At 46.0% G+C, this 21,886-nt stretch carries 19 protein-coding genes; 18 read left to right on the top strand and 1 reads right to left on the bottom strand.

The genetic code is table 11. The features are described 5' to 3' along the window. Nucleotides 1-54: 54 nt before the first annotated feature. From AC3IRK_RS09705 to AC3IRK_RS09650, 12 genes are all read left to right on the top strand, one after another. A complete protein-coding gene (locus tag AC3IRK_RS09705) occupies nt 55-1,296 on the top strand; it encodes a M16 family metallopeptidase (RefSeq protein WP_489169916.1) in 1,242 nt (413 codons plus the stop codon). A 64-nt stretch (nt 1,297-1,360) separates the two neighbouring features. Continuing rightward, the gene (locus AC3IRK_RS09700) at nt 1,361-2,824 is read left to right on the top strand and encodes a UDP-N-acetylmuramoyl-L-alanyl-D-glutamate--2,6-diaminopimelate ligase (RefSeq protein WP_489169915.1); all 1,464 of its coding nucleotides are present in this window, start codon (nt 1,361-1,363) and stop codon (nt 2,822-2,824) included. After that, entirely contained in the window at nt 2,821-4,080 is a 1,260-nt protein-coding gene (locus AC3IRK_RS09695) for a lipid II:glycine glycyltransferase FemX (RefSeq protein ID WP_131502559.1), read from the top strand. Before AC3IRK_RS09700 ends, AC3IRK_RS09695 begins: the two co-directional genes overlap by 4 nt. After that, nucleotides 4,080-4,742 carry a M15 family metallopeptidase gene (locus AC3IRK_RS09690; protein WP_489169914.1) on the top strand — a complete coding sequence of 221 codons (663 nt, stop codon included), beginning with the start codon at nt 4,080-4,082 and terminating at the stop codon, nt 4,740-4,742. The genes AC3IRK_RS09695 and AC3IRK_RS09690 overlap by 1 nt, the downstream gene beginning before the upstream one ends. Nucleotides 4,743-4,895: 153 nt before the next feature. Continuing rightward, the gene (locus AC3IRK_RS09685) at nt 4,896-6,560 is read left to right on the top strand and encodes a ribonuclease J (RefSeq protein WP_114595533.1); all 1,665 of its coding nucleotides are present in this window, start codon (nt 4,896-4,898) and stop codon (nt 6,558-6,560) included. A gap of 71 nt (nt 6,561-6,631) precedes the next feature. Beyond that, nucleotides 6,632-8,797, top strand: a complete 2,166-nt coding sequence (locus AC3IRK_RS09680) for a DNA translocase FtsK (protein ID WP_489169913.1) — start codon at nt 6,632-6,634, stop codon at nt 8,795-8,797. A gap of 232 nt (nt 8,798-9,029) precedes the next feature. After that, a complete protein-coding gene (locus AC3IRK_RS09675) occupies nt 9,030-10,049 on the top strand; it encodes a BMP family lipoprotein (protein ID WP_131972528.1) in 1,020 nt (339 codons plus the stop codon). Between the two features lie 222 nt (nt 10,050-10,271). Further along, nucleotides 10,272-10,991, top strand: coding sequence for a GntR family transcriptional regulator (locus AC3IRK_RS09670; RefSeq protein WP_012370694.1), 720 nt, complete (start codon nt 10,272-10,274; stop codon nt 10,989-10,991). A gap of 132 nt (nt 10,992-11,123) precedes the next feature. Continuing rightward, nucleotides 11,124-12,197, top strand: a complete 1,074-nt coding sequence (locus AC3IRK_RS09665; RefSeq protein ID WP_131502555.1) for a BMP family lipoprotein — start codon at nt 11,124-11,126, stop codon at nt 12,195-12,197. A 65-nt stretch (nt 12,198-12,262) separates the two neighbouring features. Beyond that, the gene (locus AC3IRK_RS09660; RefSeq protein WP_114595537.1) at nt 12,263-13,792 is read left to right on the top strand and encodes an ABC transporter ATP-binding protein; all 1,530 of its coding nucleotides are present in this window, start codon (nt 12,263-12,265) and stop codon (nt 13,790-13,792) included. Continuing rightward, nucleotides 13,789-14,862 (top strand): ABC transporter permease, encoded by a 1,074-nt coding sequence (locus AC3IRK_RS09655; protein ID WP_131502554.1) that lies wholly within the window; start codon nt 13,789-13,791, stop codon nt 14,860-14,862. Before AC3IRK_RS09660 ends, AC3IRK_RS09655 begins: the two co-directional genes overlap by 4 nt. Next, on the top strand, nt 14,862-15,821 hold the full coding sequence (locus AC3IRK_RS09650; RefSeq protein WP_131502553.1) for an ABC transporter permease: 960 nt from the start codon (nt 14,862-14,864) through the stop codon (nt 15,819-15,821). Before AC3IRK_RS09655 ends, AC3IRK_RS09650 begins: the two co-directional genes overlap by 1 nt. A 102-nt stretch (nt 15,822-15,923) precedes the next feature. Here the strand turns inward: AC3IRK_RS09650 and AC3IRK_RS09645 are convergent, their stop codons facing one another. After that, nucleotides 15,924-16,172, bottom strand: coding sequence for a ferredoxin (locus AC3IRK_RS09645; protein WP_012370689.1), 249 nt, complete (start codon nt 16,170-16,172; stop codon nt 15,924-15,926). A 292-nt stretch (nt 16,173-16,464) separates the two neighbouring features. On the opposite strand from AC3IRK_RS09645, the gene AC3IRK_RS09640 reads away from it, so the two are divergent. The 6 genes from AC3IRK_RS09640 (at nt 16,465) to AC3IRK_RS09615 (ending at nt 21,877) form a co-directional block, all read left to right on the top strand. Next, a complete protein-coding gene (locus AC3IRK_RS09640) occupies nt 16,465-17,478 on the top strand; it encodes a YpbB family protein (protein ID WP_489169912.1) in 1,014 nt (337 codons plus the stop codon). After that, entirely contained in the window at nt 17,475-18,908 is a 1,434-nt protein-coding gene (locus AC3IRK_RS09635) for a RecQ family ATP-dependent DNA helicase (RefSeq protein WP_188004492.1), read from the top strand. The genes AC3IRK_RS09640 and AC3IRK_RS09635 overlap by 4 nt, the downstream gene beginning before the upstream one ends. Nucleotides 18,909-18,947: 39 nt before the next feature. After that, entirely contained in the window at nt 18,948-19,145 is a 198-nt protein-coding gene (locus AC3IRK_RS09630; protein ID WP_233494518.1) for a hypothetical protein, read from the top strand. A gap of 71 nt (nt 19,146-19,216) precedes the next feature. Then, nucleotides 19,217-20,101: a MerR family transcriptional regulator gene (locus tag AC3IRK_RS09625; RefSeq protein ID WP_131502550.1), complete on the top strand. Its 885-nt coding sequence runs from the start codon at nt 19,217-19,219 to the stop codon at nt 20,099-20,101. Nucleotides 20,102-20,160: 59 nt separating this feature from the next. Then, nucleotides 20,161-20,751, top strand: a complete 591-nt coding sequence (locus tag AC3IRK_RS09620; protein WP_131502549.1) for an adaptor protein MecA — start codon at nt 20,161-20,163, stop codon at nt 20,749-20,751. A 178-nt stretch (nt 20,752-20,929) separates the two neighbouring features. Continuing rightward, nucleotides 20,930-21,877, top strand: a complete 948-nt coding sequence (locus tag AC3IRK_RS09615; RefSeq protein ID WP_131502548.1) for a D-alanine--D-alanine ligase — start codon at nt 20,930-20,932, stop codon at nt 21,875-21,877. The last annotated feature ends 9 nt before the right edge of the window (nt 21,878-21,886 follow it).

Raw genomic sequence — 21,886 nt, 5'->3', positions numbered from 1 at the left:
GCGAATACGTGCACCGCGGGCCACCTTGTTTCATATTTCAAGGAGGAATGAACGATGGTCGAAAGACTTGTATTAGAGAATGGGGTTCGAATCGTCAGTGAACGGATCGAGAATGCCCGGAGTGTAGCAACCGGTATTTTCATCAAAGCCGGTTCCCGGACGGAAACCAAAGAAGAACATGGCATCAGCCATTTGATTGAACACATGATGTTTAAAGGGACGAAAAAACAATCGGCAAAAGAAATTGCCGTTTATTTTGACCGCTTGGGTGGTAATATTAATGCATTCACGAGTAAAGATCAGACCTGTTATTATGTAAAGACATTGGATGAACATGCCATCACGGCGTTTGACGTCCTCGCTGACATGTTTTTGGAGTCGACGTTCGACGAAGAGGAACTGGAAAAAGAAAAGCGGGTCGTGATTGAAGAAATTAAAATGTACGAAGATACACCAGATGATTTGGTGCACGAACTGTTAGCAGTGGCCGCTTACGGGGAAGACGTCATGGCCCGACCGATTCTCGGTACGGAAGAAAGCGTCAAGCAACTGAGCCGTCAAATGATTGTAGAGTACCTGCAGGAAGCGTATGCACCGGAACAAATCGTCATCTCGGTTGCAGGGCATGTGACGGATGAATTGATTACACAAATTAAAAATCGGTTCAGTAAACTGCGGACAAGTGAAACCGTCCGCCAAATTGAAGAACCGACTTTGAAAAGTGACACGTTGCGGAAAGAAAAAGACACGGAACAAGTCCATGTTTGTTATAACTTCCGAGCAATCCCTTCTGCTGATGATCGTTTGCCGACGTTAGCCTTACTCAATAATGCGTTCGGAGCGACGATGTCGAGCCGCCTGTTCCAATCGATTCGCGAAGACCGTGGATTAGCCTATTCCGTCTTTTCGTACTATACGACATTCGATGATCATGGCACGTTTACGATTTATGTCGGAACATCAAAAGAAACGCTGGAAGAAGTTGAAACCGTTCTTTCAACGGAAATCAAACAACTGCTCGAACATGGTCTGACGACGAAAGAGCTAGAAGATGGAATCGAGCAGTTAAAAGGATCGTTGATTTTAGGAAATGAGAGTATATCCAGTCATATGAACCGTAATGCCCGGAATGAACTCCATTTAGGAATGCATCCGACGCTAGAAGATGTACTGGCAGAAGTGGAACAGATTACGCCTGCTAACGTTCAGGAAATGATTGCGTATATCTTTAGTGAACCACCGGCTAAAGCTTACATCTTGCCGGAAATCGATGAGGCAGACCTTGAAACCGAGTGAACCTTACCCTACACTGAAATAGCATGTAACTGAAAAACAAGTTGTTGAGAAAGAAGGAATACCCTTGAATTTAGCTGAACTAATCGAAGTCATTCAGACTCAAAAAACGGAACGTATGGTAGAGGCAGTCGTGACGTCTTTAACAACCGATTCACGTGATGTGAAGCCAGGTACATTATTTGTCGCCATTAAAGGTTATACAGTGGATGGACACGATTATGCCAAACAGGCCGAAGCACAGGGGGCTGTCGCCATCGTGTCAGAACGCTTGCTCGATGTGACGATTCCTGTCATTCTTGTCAGAAGTACGACCCGGGCGATGGCAGAACTTGCCGGTAAGTTTTATGATTATCCTTCTGAAAAGATGCGGATGATCGGAATCACCGGAACGAACGGAAAAACGACGACGACGACGATCGTCCGTGATGTCTTGGCCCAGTTGGGACGGAAAACGGGAATCATCGGTACCGTCGAAGTCAAAATTGGTGACCGGGTCGTCCCGAGTCGTAATACGACACCTCAAAGTTCGGAACTGCAAGCCTTTTTCCATCAAATGCACCAAGAAGGCGTCGAAGACGTCATCATGGAAGTCTCTTCACACGGATTGGAGCTCGGACGGGTGACCGGAACAGATTTTGACGTGGCTGGGTTTACGAACCTGACACACGATCATCTCGATTTCCATAAAACATTCGAGAATTATGCACGGGCAAAAGGATTGCTCTTTGCACAACTCGGGCAACGGCTATCCGATAAAAAAGTCGCAGTCTTGAATGCAGATGATGAGATCAGTCAGTTATTTGAGATGATGACGGGTGCCCGTGTCATGACATACGGGATTGATCAATGGGCCGACTTGATGGCTACAAATATTACACAAACGCTTCAGGAAACAACATTTACGATGGTTTATCAGGAACAATCGGTCGAACTGACTGTTCAATTCATCGGTCGATTCAACGTCTATAACTTACTGCTTGCCACAGGCATCCTTCTTTCAATCGGCTACAGTTTAACTGAGATTTCGAATGCGATCACTCAGATTCAGCCGGCAAAAGGTCGGATGCAACGTTTGCCGATTGACGGTTACAACATTTATGTGGACTATGCGCATACGCCGGATGGTATCGAACAATGTTTGAAAGCATTAGTTGATGTTCCAAAAGAAAATATCGTCTTTTTAATTGGAACAGGCGGAAATCGGGATGTGACCAAACGGCCGATGATGGGACAACTTGCCTCAACGTACGCGGGAACAGTCGTCATCACGACGGACGATCCCCGTTTTGAATCGTATGAGTCCATCACATCCGGAATCGCATCCGGGATGCTTCACGATCAATTCGTTGAAATCGGAGACCGGGAAGAAGCAGTCCGCTACGCAGCGAGTCTTGCTCGACCGGACAACATCGTTATTCTAGCAGGAAAAGGGCATGAAAAATATCAAATCATTGGGGATGAGAAGACACCCCTCGACGAAGAGGTACTCGTTAAAGAGATGATACGCCAATTGGAGGAAAAGAAGTGACTTATCAACAACTTGAAATTGAACAGGCGCAGTTTGAACAGTTTGTAAAAACCCACCCGAAAGGAGATCTTCTCCAGTTACCTGCTTGGGGATCCGTCAAGGCAGCAACTGGCTGGACGCATGAACGGATTGCGGTCGGAACGTCAACCGGTCAGCTGGTCGGGGTCGCATTGTTATTGTTTAAAAAAGTTCCGAAATTACCGTTTACGTTATGTTATGCTCCACGCGGATTTGTCGTTGATTATACAGATCAGTCAGCCGTTGCGGCATTACGGGATGCGGCGATTCGAGTCGCAAAAAAACGAAAAGCGATTACGATTAAACTCGATCCGAACGTCGACCGGACGGAATATCCGAACTTGCTTCAAGAAATGAAGGAACTCGGATTTAAGCACAACGGATTCGGAGGCGGATTTGATTATGCGCAACCGCGCTTTACGATGGAGACAAGTCTTGAAGGGTCGGAAAAAGAAATCTTTGACCGTTTCCATTCCAAGTTTCGTTATAATGTCCGTTTGGCCGAACGAAAAGGGATTGTTTGTTACGAAGCATCGCGGGAAGAGTTAAAAACATTTGCGAACCTGATGGTCGAAACAGGAGAACGTGATGGGTTTTCGATTCGCGGTCTCGATTACTTTGAAAATCTTTACGATCATCTTCGTCCGACTGGAGATGCGGCATTGTTTTTAACTAAACTGGATGTCGTCCGGGCGCTTGAAAATACGGAAGCAGCCTTATTACAAGCAGATAAGGAGTTAACGAAAATCCACCGTCAGCTGGAAAAAGAAACGGTCGAAAAAAAAATCAACAGTTTGAATAATCGACTCGAACAGACGACTGCTCAGATTGAAAAGGCAGAGAAATCGAAAACTGAACTGATGGCGATTGCGGCAAAACATCCAAACGGAGTGATTCTTTCAGGCGGTTTGTTGACGCTTGCCGGTCGCCGGTCGTATTACCTATACGGTGCCTCGTCAAACGAATACCGTGAATTCATGCCGAACCACTTGATGCAATGGACGATGATGCGTCATGCGAAAGCGCACGGAGCCATTTCATATGACTTTGGCGGTGTGAGTGGATCAACGGATCCGGACGATCATTATGCGGGTCTCTATGCCTTTAAGTCAGGTTGGGGCAGTGAAATGATTGAAAAAATCGGAGAATTCGACTATGTCCTGAACAAGCCGTTATATCTGTTGCTTGAAACAGGATTGCCGATTCTTCAAAAAATTCGGAAGAAGTTACGCCGCTAATGAAACGGGGAACAATCTTCATCTGGATTTTGTTCCTGCTGGTCATGTTTGCCATCGGATCCTTTCTTGCCGCGTCTACTAATCGAATGCCAAGCATTTTGATGGATCAGCCGGAGTTAGGGCTGGAAAGTTGTCCACGAGACCGTGCCGGCGAGAACCGTCTCATTAACGACAGTGCCAATCAATTGAAGCAACTTCATCCGGCAGTCCGTACCGGTGCGGAGGATTTGATTCGTCTCAGTCATTCCTGCTACAACATTGATATCCGGATCACACAAGGGTATCGGACAAAAAAAAAGCAGGATGCACTGTATGAACAAGGCCGCTCACAAGCAGGAGACGTAGTAACCAACGCGCGCGGCGGAGAATCGATGCACAATTATGGTTTAGCGATTGACTTCGTTCAAATGATAGACGGAGATATTTCTTACGATTTAGAATACGACGGAAATCAATCAGGTAAAAGTGACTGGCGTGAGGTGGCTGCTGTCGGGAAAGCGCTTGGCTTTGAATGGGGCGGCGACTGGAAACGATTTGTCGATTATCCGCACTTCGAGATGACATTCGGTTATTCCTTGAACGAGCTTCAAGCAGGCAAGAAACCGAGCAGACAGGAAAAAGCAAACCGAACAGAGGAAATCGAGAAGCTGTTGAATCCGTAAAACGAACATCGTGTGGACCGAAAGAGTGGTCACACGATGTTTTTTTTCGTTTTCACCATCCCTGTTGTTGGCAGAATGGCAAAGTTCGGCTAGAATAGTGATAGTGATAAGTGGACGGCTCACGAAAAGTGAATATAAATAGGAGGTCATATCGTGTCAAAGAAAAAGACGGAAAAAGTAAGCGTCTTTGCTCTTGGTGGCGCCGGTGAAATCGGTAAGAACATGTACGTCGTCGAACTCGACGAGGACATCTTCGTAATCGATGCCGGGTTAATGTTCCCAGGAGATGAGATGCTTGGAATCGATAAAGTCATTCCAGACATTAGTTATTTAAAAGAAAACAAAGAGCGGATTCAAGGGATTTTCATTACTCATGGACATGAGGACCACATTGGTGCCCTCAGTTATGTCTTACGGGACTTAAAAGTACCGGTTTATGGAACACGTTTAACGCTTGGTTTGATTGAAATTAAATTAAAAGAAGCCGGTTTATTGAAAAAGGCAGATCTTCGTCCAATTGATGCCAAGACGAAATTAACCGTAGCAGGTCACTTCATTACGTTCTTCCGTGTTAATCACTCGATTCCGGATGCAGTCGGGGTATGTATCCAAACATCGCAAGGGGCGATTGTCCATACGGGAGACTTTAAATTTGACTACACACCAGTCGACGGCAAACAAGCTGATTTCGGGAAGATTGCCGCAATCGGTCAGCGCGGTGTCCTCTGTCTGTTGTCTGATTCGACGAATGCCGAACGTCCTGGTATGTCCGGCTCAGAATCAACGGTCGGTTCGGAACTGAACGATGTCATCTATGAGGCACCAGGTCGCGTCATCGTAGCTTCCTTCGCATCAAACGTTCACCGTCTGCAACAGGTCTTTGCAGCGGCAGAAGCAAACAACCGGAAAGTTGCGGTTGTCGGTCGCAGCATGGTCAATATCGTGGAGGTCGCTCAACGTTTGAACTACTTGCGCTTTAAACAAAAAACGTTGGTCGAACTGTCGGAAATCAATCGACTTGATGATAATCAAGTTGTGATTTTAACGACGGGGTCGCAAGGTGAACCGATGGCAGCTCTCACACGCATGGCACGGAACGCGCATAAGCAGGTCAACATCCGCTTAAACGATACCGTTGTCGTTGCAGCGTCACCGATTCCCGGAAACGAGAAATCCGTTTCGAAAACAATTGATCTCTTGTTCCGCGCAGGTGCGAACGTCATCTACAATCAGCGGAAAGTTCATGTATCCGGTCACGGACACGCAGAAGACTTGAAGTTGATGCTGAACTTGATTAAACCGAAATTCTTCGTTCCCATCCACGGGGAGTTCCGGATGCAAAAGGCACACAGCCGTTTAGCACAAACGGTTGGTGTCAATGCGAACAACATCTTCATCATCGAAAACGGGGATGTCGTCGAGTTTGAAAAACGGAAAGCCCGGATGTCACGTAAAGTGAACGCCGGAAACGTCCTGATTGACGGAATCGGTGTCGGGGATGTCGGAAACATCGTCTTACGTGATCGTCGCCTGTTGTCACAAGACGGTGTTGTCCTCTGTGTGATTACCATCAGCCGAAAAAATAAAACGATTGTCTCCGGGCCAGAAATCATTTCCCGCGGATTCGTTTATATGCGCGAATCCGAAGATATGATCAATGAAGCCAACCGTATCGTTGCCAAGCAACTGCAAGGTAAATTGACTGGTGAGCTCGACTGGACAGAAATGAAATCATTGATTCGTGACAAGTTAAGTTCATACTTGTATGAACAGACGAAACGTCGTCCGATGATTTTACCGATCATCATGGAAATTTAACAAAAGGAGCGACTCAGGGAGGCCGATGGATGGTCAGCTGAGTCGTTTTTTTATCAGGAGGTCAGAGAAAGATGGCGACAACAAAAAAAGGACCGGTCCGGAAAACACCGCCACGAAAGCGCACCCCGGCGAAAAAACGGCCATCCGCGAAAAAACAGCGTCAACCGATCCAGTACCGTACATATGCAGCAATCATCGCGGTTCTTTCATTGCTGGCGTACGTTTTAGCACTTGGACAGTTTGGACGTGTCGGTGAAGTACTGGCGCAATTCGCAACAGATCAGGTGGGACAGTTTGGTTCCCTTCTGTACGGTTTGATTGGCGGAATGTTGTTACTGTTCTTATCAAACCAAGAACGGGTAGCCAAATGGGCCTGGTCTTCCTTAATTTTAGGTGGCTTAATCTGGATTGATTTGCTACTTGGTCAACCGCGTGGGGCCATGAATGCATGGCTGTATCAAGGTTCCTCTTATTATATCTCCAGTTTTGGGGCATTTATGATCGGTTTATTTCTGATGGTGACAGGTATTCATCTGCTTCAGCCGACATTTTTCAGTGAACTGGCTTTCGGGATCAAGGAACGAATTCAGGAATTCCGGCAACGCGAGCGACAGACAGTAGCAAAAGAACGTCCTCAGAAAAAGAAACCAACCCAGTCAGAAGCGCTAGAACAACCGGTTGATAAAAAGAAAACATTGAAAAACCAAGCCGTCGAAGAACTCGTCCCGGAAGAAGCACCGGTCAATCTTCAAGATGTACCAATCATCGGATTTGCGGATCATGTCGAACCACAAGCGAAAGACCCACAAGGACCGCTGACGATGACGGAGACACCGGACGGGTATCAATTGCCGTCGCTTGATTTACTGTCAGAACCCGTCACAAAAGACTTATCAGGGGAAAACAAGCGCTTAAAAGACAATGCGACGAAACTGATTGCTACGTTAAAGTCGTTTGGAATTGGAGCAAAAGTCTTAAAAATCCATCTTGGGCCAAGTGTGACGAAATATGAGATTGAACCGGATCAAGGTATCAAGCTGAGTCGAATCACCGGACTGGCCGATGATTTGGCACTTGCGCTCGCAGCAAAAGATATCCGGATTGAAGCACCGATTCCCGGAAAAGCTGCCGTCGGAATCGAAGTGCCGAACCGGGAAGTCGCGATGGTCTCTTTACGAGAGGTCTTAGGGGCGGAGAGCGTTCAAGCAGACCCGGATCGCTTACTTGTTGCGCTTGGTCGAAGCATCTCCGGTGAGACGGTCACAGCGAAGCTGAATAAGATGCCGCATGTCTTAGTCGCCGGTTCAACCGGCTCCGGGAAATCTGTTTGTATCAACGGAATGATTGTTTCGATTTTAATGCGGGCCCGGCCAGATGAAGTCCGGCTGATGATGATTGATCCGAAGATGGTCGAACTGAATGTCTATAACGGAATTCCCCATCTGCTCGCACCTGTCGTGACAGATCCGAAGAAAGCGGCACAGGCTTTAAAACAGGTCGTTTCGGAAATGGAACGGCGGTATGAAATCTTCAGTCAGAACGGGGCGCGGAATATCGAAGGCTACAATGCCTTGATCGATAAGATGAACGCAGAGGAAAAAGTCCATCAACGCCTGCCGTACATCGTCGTTATCGTTGATGAGTTAGCCGATTTGATGATGGTTGCCTCAAATGAAGTCGAAGATGCCATCATGCGGCTCGCTCAGATGGCGCGGGCAGCCGGGATCCACATGGTCATCGCGACACAACGGCCAAGTGTCGACATCATTACCGGCGTCATCAAGGCCAACATCCCGTCCCGGATTGCTTTCAGCGTTTCCAGTGGGACGGATTCCCGGACGATTCTTGATACAAGTGGGGCAGACAAGTTGCTCGGACGAGGGGACATGTTATTGCTCGGGAACGGAATGAATAAACCGGTTCGCGTCCAGGGAGCATTCCTGTCAGATGAAGAAGTCGAAACAATCGTCAATCATGTCATTTCCCAACAAAAGGCACAATATGTCGAGGCTATGATTCCTAAAGATATTCCAGAAGGGGAGACGGAAGTCGACGATCCGTTATACGATGAAGTCGTTCAGTTCATCTTGACACAGGAGACAGCATCCACCTCGATGATTCAACGGAAATATCGGATCGGCTACAACCGGGCCGCCCGACTGATTGATGCGTTAGAAGAAAATGGTTTGATTGGTCCGTCTGAAGGATCAAAACCGCGTCGTGTCATGGGGCATTAACAGTTGAAAGAGGAGAGAGCCACCTGAGGCTTTGTCCTCTTTTTTTAGGTGAAAATCAAAAAATGAAAACTTAAACCGTTTTCATCAAAATAGTTGTCAGACGTCTGTTGATTTTGTGCGGGATATTTGTCATACTCAGTCATATGAGTTGGCGTACCCGATAAAGGTACGTGAGCGACTTTTTCACAAATAGATAATGAAAGCGCTCACATTACAGGAAGAGGAGTTGGCGATGATGAAAAAGCAGTATGCATTCGTATCAATGATGACCATTGCGACAGTCGGATTAGCAGCATGTGGAGGTTCGGCGGACAACAATTCAAGTAAAAAGGAACAGTTTTCTGTAGCGATGGTTGCCGATAAAGGCGGAATCGATGACAAGTCATTTAACCAGTCGGCATGGGAAGGCCTTCAAGCGTACGGAAAAGAAAATCAGCTTAAGCAAAATGAAGGCTACTCCTATCTTCAGTCTAAGTCCCAACAAGACTACCAACCGAACTTGTCTCGACTCGCACGAGGCGGGGAAGATTTAGTATTCGGAATCGGGAATACGTTTAACGAAGACATCGAGACTGTAGCGAAACAATTTAAGGATACTCAATTTGCCATCGTCGACAATGTCGTACCGGGTAAAAATGTGACATCAATTACGTTCAAAGAGAACGAAGGCGCTTATCTTGCGGGAATTGTAGCGGCCATGCAGACAAAAACGGACCACATCGGATTTGTCGGCGGCATGAAGATGGATGTCATTGAGCGATTCCGTGCCGGATTCGAAGCAGGGGCAAAATCCGTTAATCCAAAAATCAAAGTTGACGTCCAATACGCTGAGGATTTTGCAGCACCGGAAAAAGGACAAGCAATCGCAGCCGGAATGTACGGAAAAGGCGCGGATATTATTTTCCCGGCTGCCGGCGGAACAGGAAACGGTGTCTTCACAGAAGCGAAAAACCGTAAGAAGAACGGCGAAGATGTTTCAGTCATCGGAGTAGACCGGGATCAAAAAGAAGAAGGTATGCCGGAAGACGTGACGTTGACATCGGTCATCAAGCGAGTAGATCGTGCGGTTCAAGATACAGCCAATGCGGCGAAAGACGGAAAACTAACGGGTGGGAAAACGATTCGTTACGGTTTAAAAGAACAAGGTGTCGATTTAGTAGAGTCAGACAAGCTGTCAAAAGAGACATTGAAAAAAGTCGAACAAGCCAAAAAAGCTGTTGTTGAAGGAAAAACAGTTGTCCCTGAACAATAAGCGACAGGTGGAAAAGGGGTATTCTTAGGTAGAATGCCCTATTTTCTTCCAATCTTATTTACGTTATGAAAAGGGTTACAAAAGCGCCAGAAGTCAGACTTCTAACCTGTTACAAAATGATTGCAGGATTGAGTCCGGCATCATATACTTATCTTGGCTGGAGTTCTCATACGTCAGAAGTCTGAGCACTGGTTACAACTAGATAGAGGATGGAGATGCGTCATGTCGATTAAATTAGATCATCGTTTGCTTTATTTACGTGTGATTGAAAAAATCAAGTCTGACATCGATGACGGCGTTTACAAGGAAGGCGAAAAGTTACCTTCAGAGTTTGAACTTTCAAAGCAACTTGGCGTTAGTCGAGCGACTCTTCGAGAGGCTTTACGAATTCTTGAAGATGAGAACATTGTCATCCGTAAACACGGTGTCGGTACGTTTATCAATGCAAGACCACCGTTTACTTCAGGGATTGAGGAGCTTTACAGTGTCACGGAGATGATTGCGCGTGCAGGTATGATTCCGACCTCAGAAGTTCTGTCATCAGAAATGGTACAACCAACTGAACGTGATCGAGAACGTTTTCAGTTAGGACCGGATGAACTGGTTTATCGAATCGAACGAATCCGACTTGCGGGAGATGTTCCTGTCGTCTATTGTGTCGATAAGATTCCAAGCCATTATATTAAAAATGAAGAACAGTTTACGTCTTCGACGTCACTGTTTGACGCTCTAGAAAAAGAATTAGGACGCCGTGTCACTCATGCGGTCACGCACATCGAACCGCGGATTGATCCAAAGATCGCTGAACAATTACATACGGACCAACCGTTACTCGTACTGCGGCAAACGCATTATGATGAGCTTGACCGATCCGTTCTTTATTCAGCGAACTATTTCCGTGCGGACAAGTTTGATTTCCATGTCATCCGTAAGCGTGTCTAACCACTCGTTTTAGGGGTTCCACTGAAAGCGCTTTCCACCTACCTACCTACGTAACGCTCCTCATCACCAGCCTCAGGTGCTTGACGTAGTCAGGAACTTTGTATGACCATATTCGAAAGGGGATTATTTCAGATGAAAAAGAAGTCACTTCTCGCATTAGCAGCAACAGGTTTAGCAATGAGTTCGGTACTCGCAGCATGTGGTGGTAACGATGATTCGAAAGATTCAAGCGGCGGAGACGAAAAAGCAGGCTTCAAAGTAGGTATGGTTACAGATACGGGCGGTGTTGACGATAAGTCGTTCAACCAATCAGCGTGGGAAGGGATTCAGAAATTCGGTAAAGACAACGACTTAAAAGAAGGTACAGGATACAAGTACCTCCAGTCAGCGAAACAATCGGATTACCAACCGAACCTTCAGCAATTGGCGCGTGCGAAATATGACTTGATTCTAGGTATCGGATTCTTGATGGCAGAAGATATCGGTAAAGTTGCGGATCAATTCAAAGACAACAACTTTGCACTTGTTGATATGGTCGTTGACAAACCAAACGTTGCGTCAATCGTCTTCAAAGAAAACGAAGGATCATTCCTCGTTGGTGTTGTTGCCGGTTTGACAACGAAATCAGACAAAGTTGGTTTCGTCGGTGGTGTTAACTCTGACTTGATCAAAAAGTTCGAAAGTGGATTTAAAGCTGGAGTTAAAGCCGTCAACCCGAAAGCAGACATCCAAGTTCAATATGCAGAAGACTTTAACGCTGCTGAAAAAGGACAAGCAATTGCTTCAGGTATGTACGGTAAAAAAGTCGACGTCATCTATCATGCTGCTGGTGGAACAGGACAAGGTGTCTTCACAGAAGCGAAAAACCGTAAGAAAAACGGCGAAGATGTTTGGGTAATCGGTGTCGACCGTGACCAAGTTGAAGAAGGTATGCCAGAAAACGTTACATTGACGTCAATGGTCAAACGTGTAGATACAGCAGTTGAACAAGTAGCAAAAGATACGAAAGACGGTAACTTCCCAGCTGGTAAAGTCGTTGAGTTCGGTCTCAAAGACGGCGGAGTTGATATCGCACCATCACAAGACAATGTAGCGAAAGACGTCTTGACGAAAGTGGAAGACTTCAAAAAACAAATCATCGCTGGCGACATCAAAGTTCCAGCTACTGACGACGAGTACAAAGAATACGAAGCGTCACTGAAATAAACTGGAAGCGGGGGTCGCTAGTACTGCGGCCTCCCCTTTTAAACTAAACATGGGAGTGGATTTTCTTGGAATACGTCATTGAAATGCTAAACATACGAAAAGAGTTTGGCAGTTTCGTCGCAAATGATAACATCACGCTCCAGCTTCGGAAAGGTGAGATTCACGCTTTACTTGGTGAAAACGGTGCCGGAAAATCGACGCTGATGAACGTCTTATTTGGTTTGTATCAGCCTGAGGCTGGAGAGATTCGTGTACGTGGTGAGAAAGTCAATATTACGAGTCCGAACGTTGCGAATGATCTGGGGATCGGGATGGTACACCAACATTTCATGCTCGTTCAAAATTTCACAGTAACAGAAAACATCATCTTGGGTGCAGAACCGAAAGCCGGTCTGAAAATCGACCGAGCAGCGGCACGTGAAAAAGTCCGCCAAATTTCGGAACAATACGGTCTTGCCGTTGATCCAGATGCAAAAATCGAAGATATTTCGGTAGGGATGCAACAGCGTGTTGAAATTTTAAAAACACTGTACCGTGGCGCAGATATTCTAATCTTCGATGAGCCATCTGCTGTTTTAACCCCACAAGAAATCAAAGAATTGATTCAAATCATGAATCGATTGATTGCTGAAGGGAAATCGATTATCTTGATTACCCACAAATTGAAGGAAATCATGGAAGTCGCCGATCGCTGTACGACAATTCGTCGTGGTAAGTATATCGGAACAGTTGATATCGATGAAACAATGACCCAATCAAGACTGGCTGAGATGATGGTAGGGCGGGAAGTAAACTTCAATGCGGAGTATTCCAAGGCAACTCCACAAGAACTTGTACTGGACATCAAAGATTTAGTTGTCAAAGACAGTCGCGGTATCAAGGCAGTAGACGGATTGAACCTCGATATCCGGGCCGGTGAAATCGTCGGAATCGCTGGAATCGATGGGAATGGACAAACGGAGTTGATTGAAGCTATTACCGGTTTGCGTAAAGCAGACAGCGGTGAGATTTTCCTCAATAACAAATCCATCAAGAACTTAAAACCGCGAAAAGTGACGGAATCCGGTGTCGGACATATTCCGCAAGACCGTCATAAACACGGTTTGGTCCTCGACTACTCGATCGGGCACAATATGGTGTTACAAACGTATTATCAAAAACCGTATTCAAAAGCAGGCATCATGAACTACGGTCAGGTCATGGAAAAAGCAAAAACCTTAATCGAGAAGTTCGACGTCCGAACTCCAAGTCCGGAAACATTTGCGCGCGCCCTGTCAGGCGGAAACCAACAAAAGGCGATTATCGCCCGTGAAGTAGATCGTTCCCCTGACTTACTGATTGCGGCACAACCAACACGTGGACTAGATGTCGGAGCCATTGAATTCATCCATGAACAATTGGTTCTCGAACGAGAAAAAGGCCGTGCTGTTCTATTGATTTCATTTGAATTGGAAGAAATTCTACAAGTGTCGGACCGGATTGCGGTTCTTTATGAAGGACGTACCGTTGCTTTCCTTGATCCGAAAGAAACAAACGAAATCGAACTTGGCTTCTTGATGGCCGGCGGTAAGAAAGAGGAGGTCGGTCGTTCATGAAACTAGAACGTTTTTACGGAATATTGATTCCGATTCTGTCCATCATTTTAGGAATGGTCGTCGGTGCAATCGTTATGCTGGCTGGCGGTTACAATCCGGTTGATGGATTTGATCAATTGTTTTACGGAATATTCGGAGAGCCTTACAGCATCGGTGAAACATTACGAGCTGCTGCTCCGCTGATTTTTGCGGGTCTTGCTGTTGCCTTTGCTTTCCGGACAGGACTCTTTAACATCGGAGTGGAAGGACAAGTGTTGGTCGGCTGGATGGTTGCCGTCTGGATCGGGATTGAGTTTGACCTCCCGACAGCGATTCACTTGCCGCTCGCTTTGATTGGTGCGGGACTTGCTGGAGCGCTTTGGGCATCCGTCCCGGGTATCTTAAAAGCAAAATTCCACGTGCACGAAGTTATCACGTCGATCATGATGAACTATATCGCCCTCTATGTGACGAATGATATTTTACGTCACGTCATCGGGATTGAAAACGAACGGACGGAGTCAGTAAAGGAATCCGCTTCACTTGCTTCACCATTCCTGCAGGAATTGACGGATTTCTCACGTCTGCATAACGGGATTTTCATTGCTGTTCTCGCAGCACTCGTCTTTTGGTTCATCCTTTGGAAAACGACGCTCGGTTATGAATTACGGGCAGTTGGTTTCAATAAGAGTGCAGCAGAATATGCCGGTATGGGTGTCAACAAGAACATTGTTCTTTCATTCGTCATCTCGGGTATATTTGCAGGACTCGCCGGAGCGATGGAAGGGTTAGGAACATTCCAAAACATGACGCTGAATGCTTCATTCACAGGTGTCGGATTCGACGGGATTGCCGTTGCCTTACTAGGTGCCAACAATCCGATTGGGGTTGTACTTGCCGCCTTACTGTTTGCGGGTCTGAACATCGGTGGTCTTTCGATGCAACAAATCGGAATCCCGCCAGAATTAATTAAAATCATCATCGCATTTATCATCATCTTCGTCGCATCGGGTTATGCGATCCGTCTTTTGATCGAGAAGTTCACGGTCAAGAAACCCGAAGATAAAAAAGTGAAAGGAGCCGATAAATAATGGGCTTTTTAGAAGTACTGTATATTATCGTACCGATCGCACTTGCCTATTCGGCTCCGTTGATCATTGCAGCACTCGGTGGAATCTTCAGTGAGCGTTCTGGTGTTGTCAACATCGCACTTGAAGGATTGATGGTCATGGGGGCATTCTCAGGTATCGTTTCGGCCTTAACGTTATCGAAGATGGGGTTAGGCGCTGCCAGTCCTTGGATTGCCATGCTGATTGCCATCGTTGTCGGAGCCATATTCTCGTTGTTCCTCGCAATTCCGGCCATTTTATTCCGTGCCGATCAGACGGTTCTCGGAGTAGCGATTAATATGTTAGCTGTCGGTTTGGCGATTTTCCTTGTTCGTGCGTTTTATGGAAAAGGACAGACGGATTCGATTCCGAACCGGATTTCGAAAGAAAACGTTCCGTTTTTATCGGATATCCCGGTACTCAAGATGTTTTTTGCTAACGTCTATTACACGTCGTACATTGCGATTGCTTTGGCATTCGTTGCGTGGTACGTCATCTTCAAAACACCATTCGGTCTCCGTCTTCGTTCGGTCGGGGAACATCCCATGGCGGCAGATACGATGGGAATCAATGTCACGAAAATGCGTTTCATCGGTGTCATGATTTCAGGTGGTTTTGGTGGTCTTGCCGGCGCTGTTTACGCGACATCGATTTCACTCAACTTCAGTGTAACAACAATTCTTGGACAAGGATTCCTTGCGATTGCAGCCATGATTTTCGGAAAATGGAATCCACTCGGAGCGATGGGCGCAGCCTTATTCTTCGGATTCGCTCAAGCGATTTCGATCATTGGACAACAGTTACCGCTTTTGGATCAAATTCCACAAGTCTACTTGTTGATTGCACCATACTTGCTGACGATTTTGGCACTTGCCGGTGTCGTTGGACGGGCGGATGCACCGAAAGCTGTCGGTGTACCGTATATCAAAGGAAAACGGTAACGTTTCCTGTCTTAAATCACTTTTCTGCGCTCGCCGTAGGAAAGTGATTTTTTTTACGAAAAAAAGATCTGCTCCTGTAAGAGCAGACCGGTGAGTCGAACATTATTCGTATTTAAGCGCGTCGCCTTCAAATGATTCGTCCGCTACTTTGATAGAATCTGTCGGGCATCCTTCGAATGCATCGATCATATCATCAAATAACGCTTCTGGAATTTCAGCTGTTCCCTTGTTATCATCTAAAATGACGTAAGCCAAGCCCTCATCATCGTAATCATAAATATCAGGGGCAGCTGCGCCGCAAGCGCCACATGCGATACATGTGTCTTTGTCAACAATTGTAAATTTAGCCATCGGTCATTCTCCTCTCGATTCGAAAACATTGGAAACCAAGTACTGTTCTCATCTATAAGTCATTGTATCGGACTCATGCGCGCATTTCAATGAAGAAGAGGTAGAAGTATGTGAATAAACCAATCGATGGGGTGAAATCGCCTTTTCCGTTTCTTTAGTAGATTCAACATAGCGTAAATCAGATAGGAAATGTAAAATAGGAACAAATGTACGAATTGGGAGTCGGATGTATTCTGAACATGAACGAGGCATCCCAGTAACAACTTGCAACAGGACGGAAAGGAGGACTGACATGGAAAAAACAATCGTACGACAAATCGTACTAGAAGCCATCAGTCGTTTGCAAAATGAACGGACAGATCGAAGCTTATTTCATCTGATTCAAGGAAAACGTTCAGCGACTTCCTTACAAGACGCACATTTTTACGGACTGGAAGCTATTTTCGGAATGGTGCCATTAAAAAAAGACCGGTTTGAGCAGCTGTTACAGGAGCTGGAACATGCCGGCTGGATCGAGCGGGAACAAACTTTGATGATTACAGATGCCGGAAGAGCACAAATCACTCCGCCTTTTTTACTGGATGACTTAGGTGGAGAGCTACGCGGTTATCCGATACATTTGTGGAAACGGATCAGTCTGTTGATTCAATCGATTGTCTGTCTTAATCAAAACACTTTTTTTATTCCAGTACAACAAGACAGTGGGATAAAAGAGTGGGTCAGACAACAAATCCGTCAGGTACCCGAACGGTCGGTTTGGATAACGACTGTGTATCAAGAACTGAATAAGGCGTTACATCAATTGACAGAACGAGATGCAATTCTCATCAGTTACCGGTTATCCGGGCAAAAAACGGGATTATCGTTTCCTCAATTGAGTGAACGGCTGGGAACGGACTTGCTTTCGCTACAGTTGGAATTTATGATGGCCTGGCGAAGATGTTTACGGGCATTACCTGAAGACGGCCTGATACTGTCCCTAGGAAACGATATTGATCATTTTAAAATGACGCAGTCTGCGAAAAAGACCTGGGAGTTGCTGAAACAAGGTTACACCGTTCAACAAATTGCCGAGAGGCGACGATTAAAAAAAAGTACGATGGAAGATCATCTCGTCGAAATCGCAATGTATGCTACTGTTTTTCCACTCGAACAATTTGTGACTGCTACCCAATATGAAGAGGTTGTCCGACTCTCTGAACGGTTACAGACGTTCTCACTGAAACGGATTAAACACGAATTGACGCAGGAAATGGACTATTTTCAAATCCGTATCGTCCTGGCAAGAAAGGTGGCTCGTCCATGATGGAAGAAGTATTAAAGCGAATCTTTCGATATGATGCATTTCGTGACGGGCAACGTCCAATCGTCGAATCGGTCCTTGACGGTCATGATACAGTCGCTATCCTGCCGACAGGCGGAGGTAAATCGATTTGTTACCAATTGCCATCTTATCTGCAAACGCCCGGACTGACGTTGATTGTATCCCCCTTGCTGTCGCTGATCGAAGACCAGGTCATGCAAATCAAACGCCGGGGGGAACGATCCGTCGCCAAGTTGACGTCGCTTGAGTCCCGTGATCAAAAAGAGCACATTTTACGCCACCTGAATCAGTTACGTTATTTATATCTGTCCCCTGAGCAGTTGGCTGTCCCGCAAATCCAACAACGGTTAGCGGACATCAAAATCAATCTGTTTGTCGTCGATGAAGCCCACTGTATCTCGCAGTGGGGGCACGAGTTCAGAACGGAATATGCAAAACTGGGGTCTATCCGAAAACAGCTGGGTAATCCGACTTGCCTAGCTTTGACGGCTACGGCAACGAATCAAGTCGAACAGGACATCATTCAAGGGCTGGCACTTATACAACCCAACCGGATCCGTCATTCCGTCAACCGACCGGAAATTCAACTCATTGTCGAACAAACTGAACAAAGCGAAAAAGATACAGTGTTGAAAAGACGATTGAAGACTACCAATCGTCCATGCGTCATTTATACGACGACGCGGAAAGAAGCAGAGCGAATCGCGACGTTTGTTCCTCAGGCGGCCTATTACCACGCCGGTCTTGAACCGGAAGATCGACAACTGATTCAACAACAGTTCCTTCACGACGAAATTGACTGTCTGGTCTGTACCAGTGCATTTGGTATGGGTGTTGACAAAGGAAATGTCCGGACCGTCATTCATTATACGATGCCGGCTACGATTGAAGCCTACATGCAGGAAATCGGACGAGCGGGACGGGACGGTCAGCCCTCGACTGCTGTATTACTCTATGCACCAGGTGATCAACAACTTCAACAATTCTTAGTGGATAAACAATATGCGTCGTTACTTTGGGTTGATCAAGTGACTCAATCCCGCGGACAAGGGGAGTCTTTTGAATCGATTGAACAACGCCTTAATCTCGAACCGGATGATCCCGCCTATCGATTGTTAAAAAGTCAACTTATGGAAGGGAAAACAAAATCACAAATTATTGAATGGCAAGAGGACCGGAAAAAAATACGTTTACGTGAACTTATGCAAATGATAAATTATATTCAAAATACGTTTTGTCGCCGGGCCTTCATCTTGGAGCATTTTGGCGAAAAGCCAGTTGTACAAGACCGGTGTTGTGACAATTGCGGTACACTCACGGTGGACGAACCCGTCATACAGGTCGATGTGAACCAACTTGACTGGAAACGTCGGCTAGAAGAAGTCTTTTTTTCATCCCGTCCTTCAGTGTAAACTAATAGTATTCCTTATTTTTTAGAAAAGGTGATGAAATTGAGTAAACACGATCAACGAAAAAATCGGCAAGATGAACAACAACGAACATCATTACCTCCACGTTCCTCGAGAATCGAGCACGTTCGAAATGAACGGTTAAAACAACCATTTGCTAAAAATCCACTTGCGATTACCCTCACCGTTTTGATGATTACCATTATCATTGCCTTTGTCTCCATCGGTTTCATGATGTAAGCGCACATTGTGAACGGAGATTTTTTTCCTTTACGGGTATACTAAAGGGAAGAAGAAAGGAGGCACGGTGCATGGATCGTGGGAAATATAATATCAAAGCAGTTGCTGCATTGGTGGGACTCAATCCGACGACCATTCGTGCTTGGGAACGGCGGTATCAAGTATTGGATCCAGATCGGAGCGAATCAGGACATCGTATTTACAGCGATAACGATGTTGCCAAGCTGCGGTGGATTGTCGATAAACAAAAAGAAGGGCTATCGGTTTCGAAAGCCATTCAACTATATGAAATGCCGGTGAACCGAACGGAGGTTCCAACCGATTACGGGATCGAACTGCGTGATCAACTGTTCGAAGCACTGACGAGTTTCGAAGAACGGCACGCACATGACATCATGAACAAAGCCTTTTCGATGTTTAGCTTTGATAAGGTCATTCAAGATATCGTAGGTCCGTTGTTACATGAAATCGGGATGCGATGGGAAAAAGGAACGATTACGATTGCACATGAACATTTTGCGACGGCGTTCTTACGGGCGCGTCTCTCGACGTTATCCCTTCAAATGCCGATTAATCCATTTTTGCCACGCATTCTGTGCGTTTGTGCACCGGAAGAAGAACATGAACTTGGATTGCTGTTCTTTACGTTGTATTTACGTCAGAGCGGATTCGATGTCATTTTCCTTGGCGCGGGTATTCCAGTACCCGATCTTGTGGCGGTAACGAAACAGCTGACTCCTCGAGCAGTTGTTTTATCTTGTACGATTTCTGATCATTTAAAGGACCTGGATGAAGCAATTGACGAGATTCATCTGCATGCGCCGCAAACGGAAATTGGTTTGGGTGGCTATGCCGTTGACCAACATCCGGAAAAGTACGGGGATATGTTGCTTGGATCAGATGACACCGCTTGGAAAAGTTGGTTAAGTCGACTCACTCCGACAACTGGTGTATAGTGTGAGTCATATTGAACGGAGAGCTTTTGTACTCTGCCGAGTAACTGGAGGAGTCTAACATGAGGTTTGAGCAATTTAAGCAAGGTCACTTACGGGTCTTCGTGTCAAAGCAAGAACTGTCTGCCCATGACGTTCGACCAGAAACGTTGGCTGTCGGAAAAGGACAAGCATTATTACGTAATTTACTAGAAGAAGCAGAATCGAATTACGGATTTCATGCCGTCGGGACACTCGACTTTTTTGTCACATTTTTTCCGAATGACGGGATGTTGGTCGATGTTCGGCGGGAAGGCGCCTTGCCGGAAGAAACGTTTGAAGAATTTGATCAAGTGGAAATCAGGATGACGGTCGATATCGTGCATCATGTCTTATATCAACTGGATCAGTTGGAGGATGTCATTCAAGCGAGTCATAGTCTGGGGCGTCACATCGATCAAACGGAAACGGGTGGCACACTGTATTTCTTTGAAAACCGTTATTATTTATACTTCCAAGAACAAATGAAGCAACATGTTGAGCAGACGATTACAACGATTCTGTCGGAATACGGAGTACCCAGTCCGAAAAGTCCGCTCGTGATGTCGGAATACGGCAAAACGATTCTGTTGGAACAAGCGGTTCCAGCTCTAATCGCAACCTTTACACCTTGATTCGGATGACCCGTTTTAATCGGGAATCGTCAAGGTGTAGCTAAAAAGTCACTTCACCGAATGCATTCGGGAAGTGACTTTTTATGTGTCTGGACGATTCTTGCGACCATTTTGTGTTTTTTCATACAAAAAGTGATGGTATGATAAGCATTGAACGTAAGATGAAGGAGTGAACAAGATGAAAGTGGCAGTATTGTTTGGCGGAATTTCTGGTGAACGTGAAGTTTCATTAAATAGTGGGAAATCGGTAATTAATGCGCTGGAAAGTAAAGGGCATGAAGTCGTTGCCGTCGACTTTCATCCAGAGCGTGCAGAGGAAATCTTAAATCTACAAGTCGAGGCCGCTGTCATTGCCCTTCACGGCAAGTTTGGTGAAGATGGTCGTGTCCAAGCACTACTAGAGATGGCAGGCATTCCATATACAGGTTCAGGAGTATTGGCGTCAGCGTTAGCGATGGACAAGGCGCGCTCAAAGGTACATTTCGAAAAAGCAGGCATTCGAATTGCACGGGATGTATTGGTCGAGCGAGGGGACGACATCGAACAAAAAGTCAAACAATGGGACAAGCAGTTCCCTTGTGTCGTCAAGCCGGCACAAGAAGGCTCTTCGAATGGTTTAACGATTGCGACGGACGAACAGATGCTGCGTCAAGGCATCGAACTGGCATTCCAGGCGGATGATGCTGTTTTGATTGAACAATTCATCAAAGGGCGTGAAGTTACAGTGCCGGTTCTCGGGGCGAAAGGACAAGAAAAAGCCTTGCCGGTCATTGAGATCATTCCGAAAAATGAATTTTATGACTACGAGTCAAAATATGCAATCGGTGGATCGGAACATATCTGTCCGGCGCAGTTTAACGACAAGACGACACAAATCTTACAGGAATGGGCCGTTTTAGCCCATCAAGTGTTAGGATGCGCCGGTTATTCGCGGTCCGATTTCCTTGTTCCCGATGAAGGGGCACCGGTTATTCTGGAAACGAATACGTTACCGGGGATGACCTCTACGAGTCTGTTCCCAGATGGTGCGCGAGCTGTCGGAATCGACTATCCGGAACTGGTCGAAACATTTATTGAACTGGCGATTACGCGTCATCAAAGTGAATCGGCAAGCAAAAAAAAGTGAAAATGAAGT

This window comes from Exiguobacterium sp. GL_137 (assembly GCF_057834585.1).
Note: the sequence above shows the minus strand (reverse complement) of the source record. Positions and strands in the feature narration are given on the sequence as shown.

What these genes read in the sequence shown, in the direction of transcription:
- AC3IRK_RS09665 (WP_131502555.1), top strand. Translation starts at nt 11,124, where the DNA reads ATGAAAAAGAAGTCACTTCTCGCATTAGCAGCAACAGGTTTAGCAATG.
- AC3IRK_RS09705 (WP_489169916.1), top strand. Translation starts at nt 55, where the DNA reads ATGGTCGAAAGACTTGTATTAGAGAATGGGGTTCGAATCGTCAGTGAA.
- AC3IRK_RS09655 (WP_131502554.1), top strand. Translation starts at nt 13,789, where the DNA reads ATGAAACTAGAACGTTTTTACGGAATATTGATTCCGATTCTGTCCATC.
- AC3IRK_RS09645 (WP_012370689.1), bottom strand. Translation starts at nt 16,172, where the DNA reads ATGGCTAAATTTACAATTGTTGACAAAGACACATGTATCGCATGTGGC.
- AC3IRK_RS09620 (WP_131502549.1), top strand. Translation starts at nt 20,161, where the DNA reads ATGAGGTTTGAGCAATTTAAGCAAGGTCACTTACGGGTCTTCGTGTCA.
- AC3IRK_RS09670 (WP_012370694.1), top strand. Translation starts at nt 10,272, where the DNA reads ATGTCGATTAAATTAGATCATCGTTTGCTTTATTTACGTGTGATTGAA.
- AC3IRK_RS09625 (WP_131502550.1), top strand. Translation starts at nt 19,217, where the DNA reads ATGGATCGTGGGAAATATAATATCAAAGCAGTTGCTGCATTGGTGGGA.
- AC3IRK_RS09635 (WP_188004492.1), top strand. Translation starts at nt 17,475, where the DNA reads ATGATGGAAGAAGTATTAAAGCGAATCTTTCGATATGATGCATTTCGT.
- AC3IRK_RS09675 (WP_131972528.1), top strand. Translation starts at nt 9,030, where the DNA reads ATGATGAAAAAGCAGTATGCATTCGTATCAATGATGACCATTGCGACA.
- AC3IRK_RS09650 (WP_131502553.1), top strand. Translation starts at nt 14,862, where the DNA reads ATGGGCTTTTTAGAAGTACTGTATATTATCGTACCGATCGCACTTGCC.
- AC3IRK_RS09615 (WP_131502548.1), top strand. Translation starts at nt 20,930, where the DNA reads ATGAAAGTGGCAGTATTGTTTGGCGGAATTTCTGGTGAACGTGAAGTT.
- AC3IRK_RS09640 (WP_489169912.1), top strand. Translation starts at nt 16,465, where the DNA reads ATGGAAAAAACAATCGTACGACAAATCGTACTAGAAGCCATCAGTCGT.
- AC3IRK_RS09690 (WP_489169914.1), top strand. Translation starts at nt 4,080, where the DNA reads ATGAAACGGGGAACAATCTTCATCTGGATTTTGTTCCTGCTGGTCATG.
- AC3IRK_RS09680 (WP_489169913.1), top strand. Translation starts at nt 6,632, where the DNA reads ATGGCGACAACAAAAAAAGGACCGGTCCGGAAAACACCGCCACGAAAG.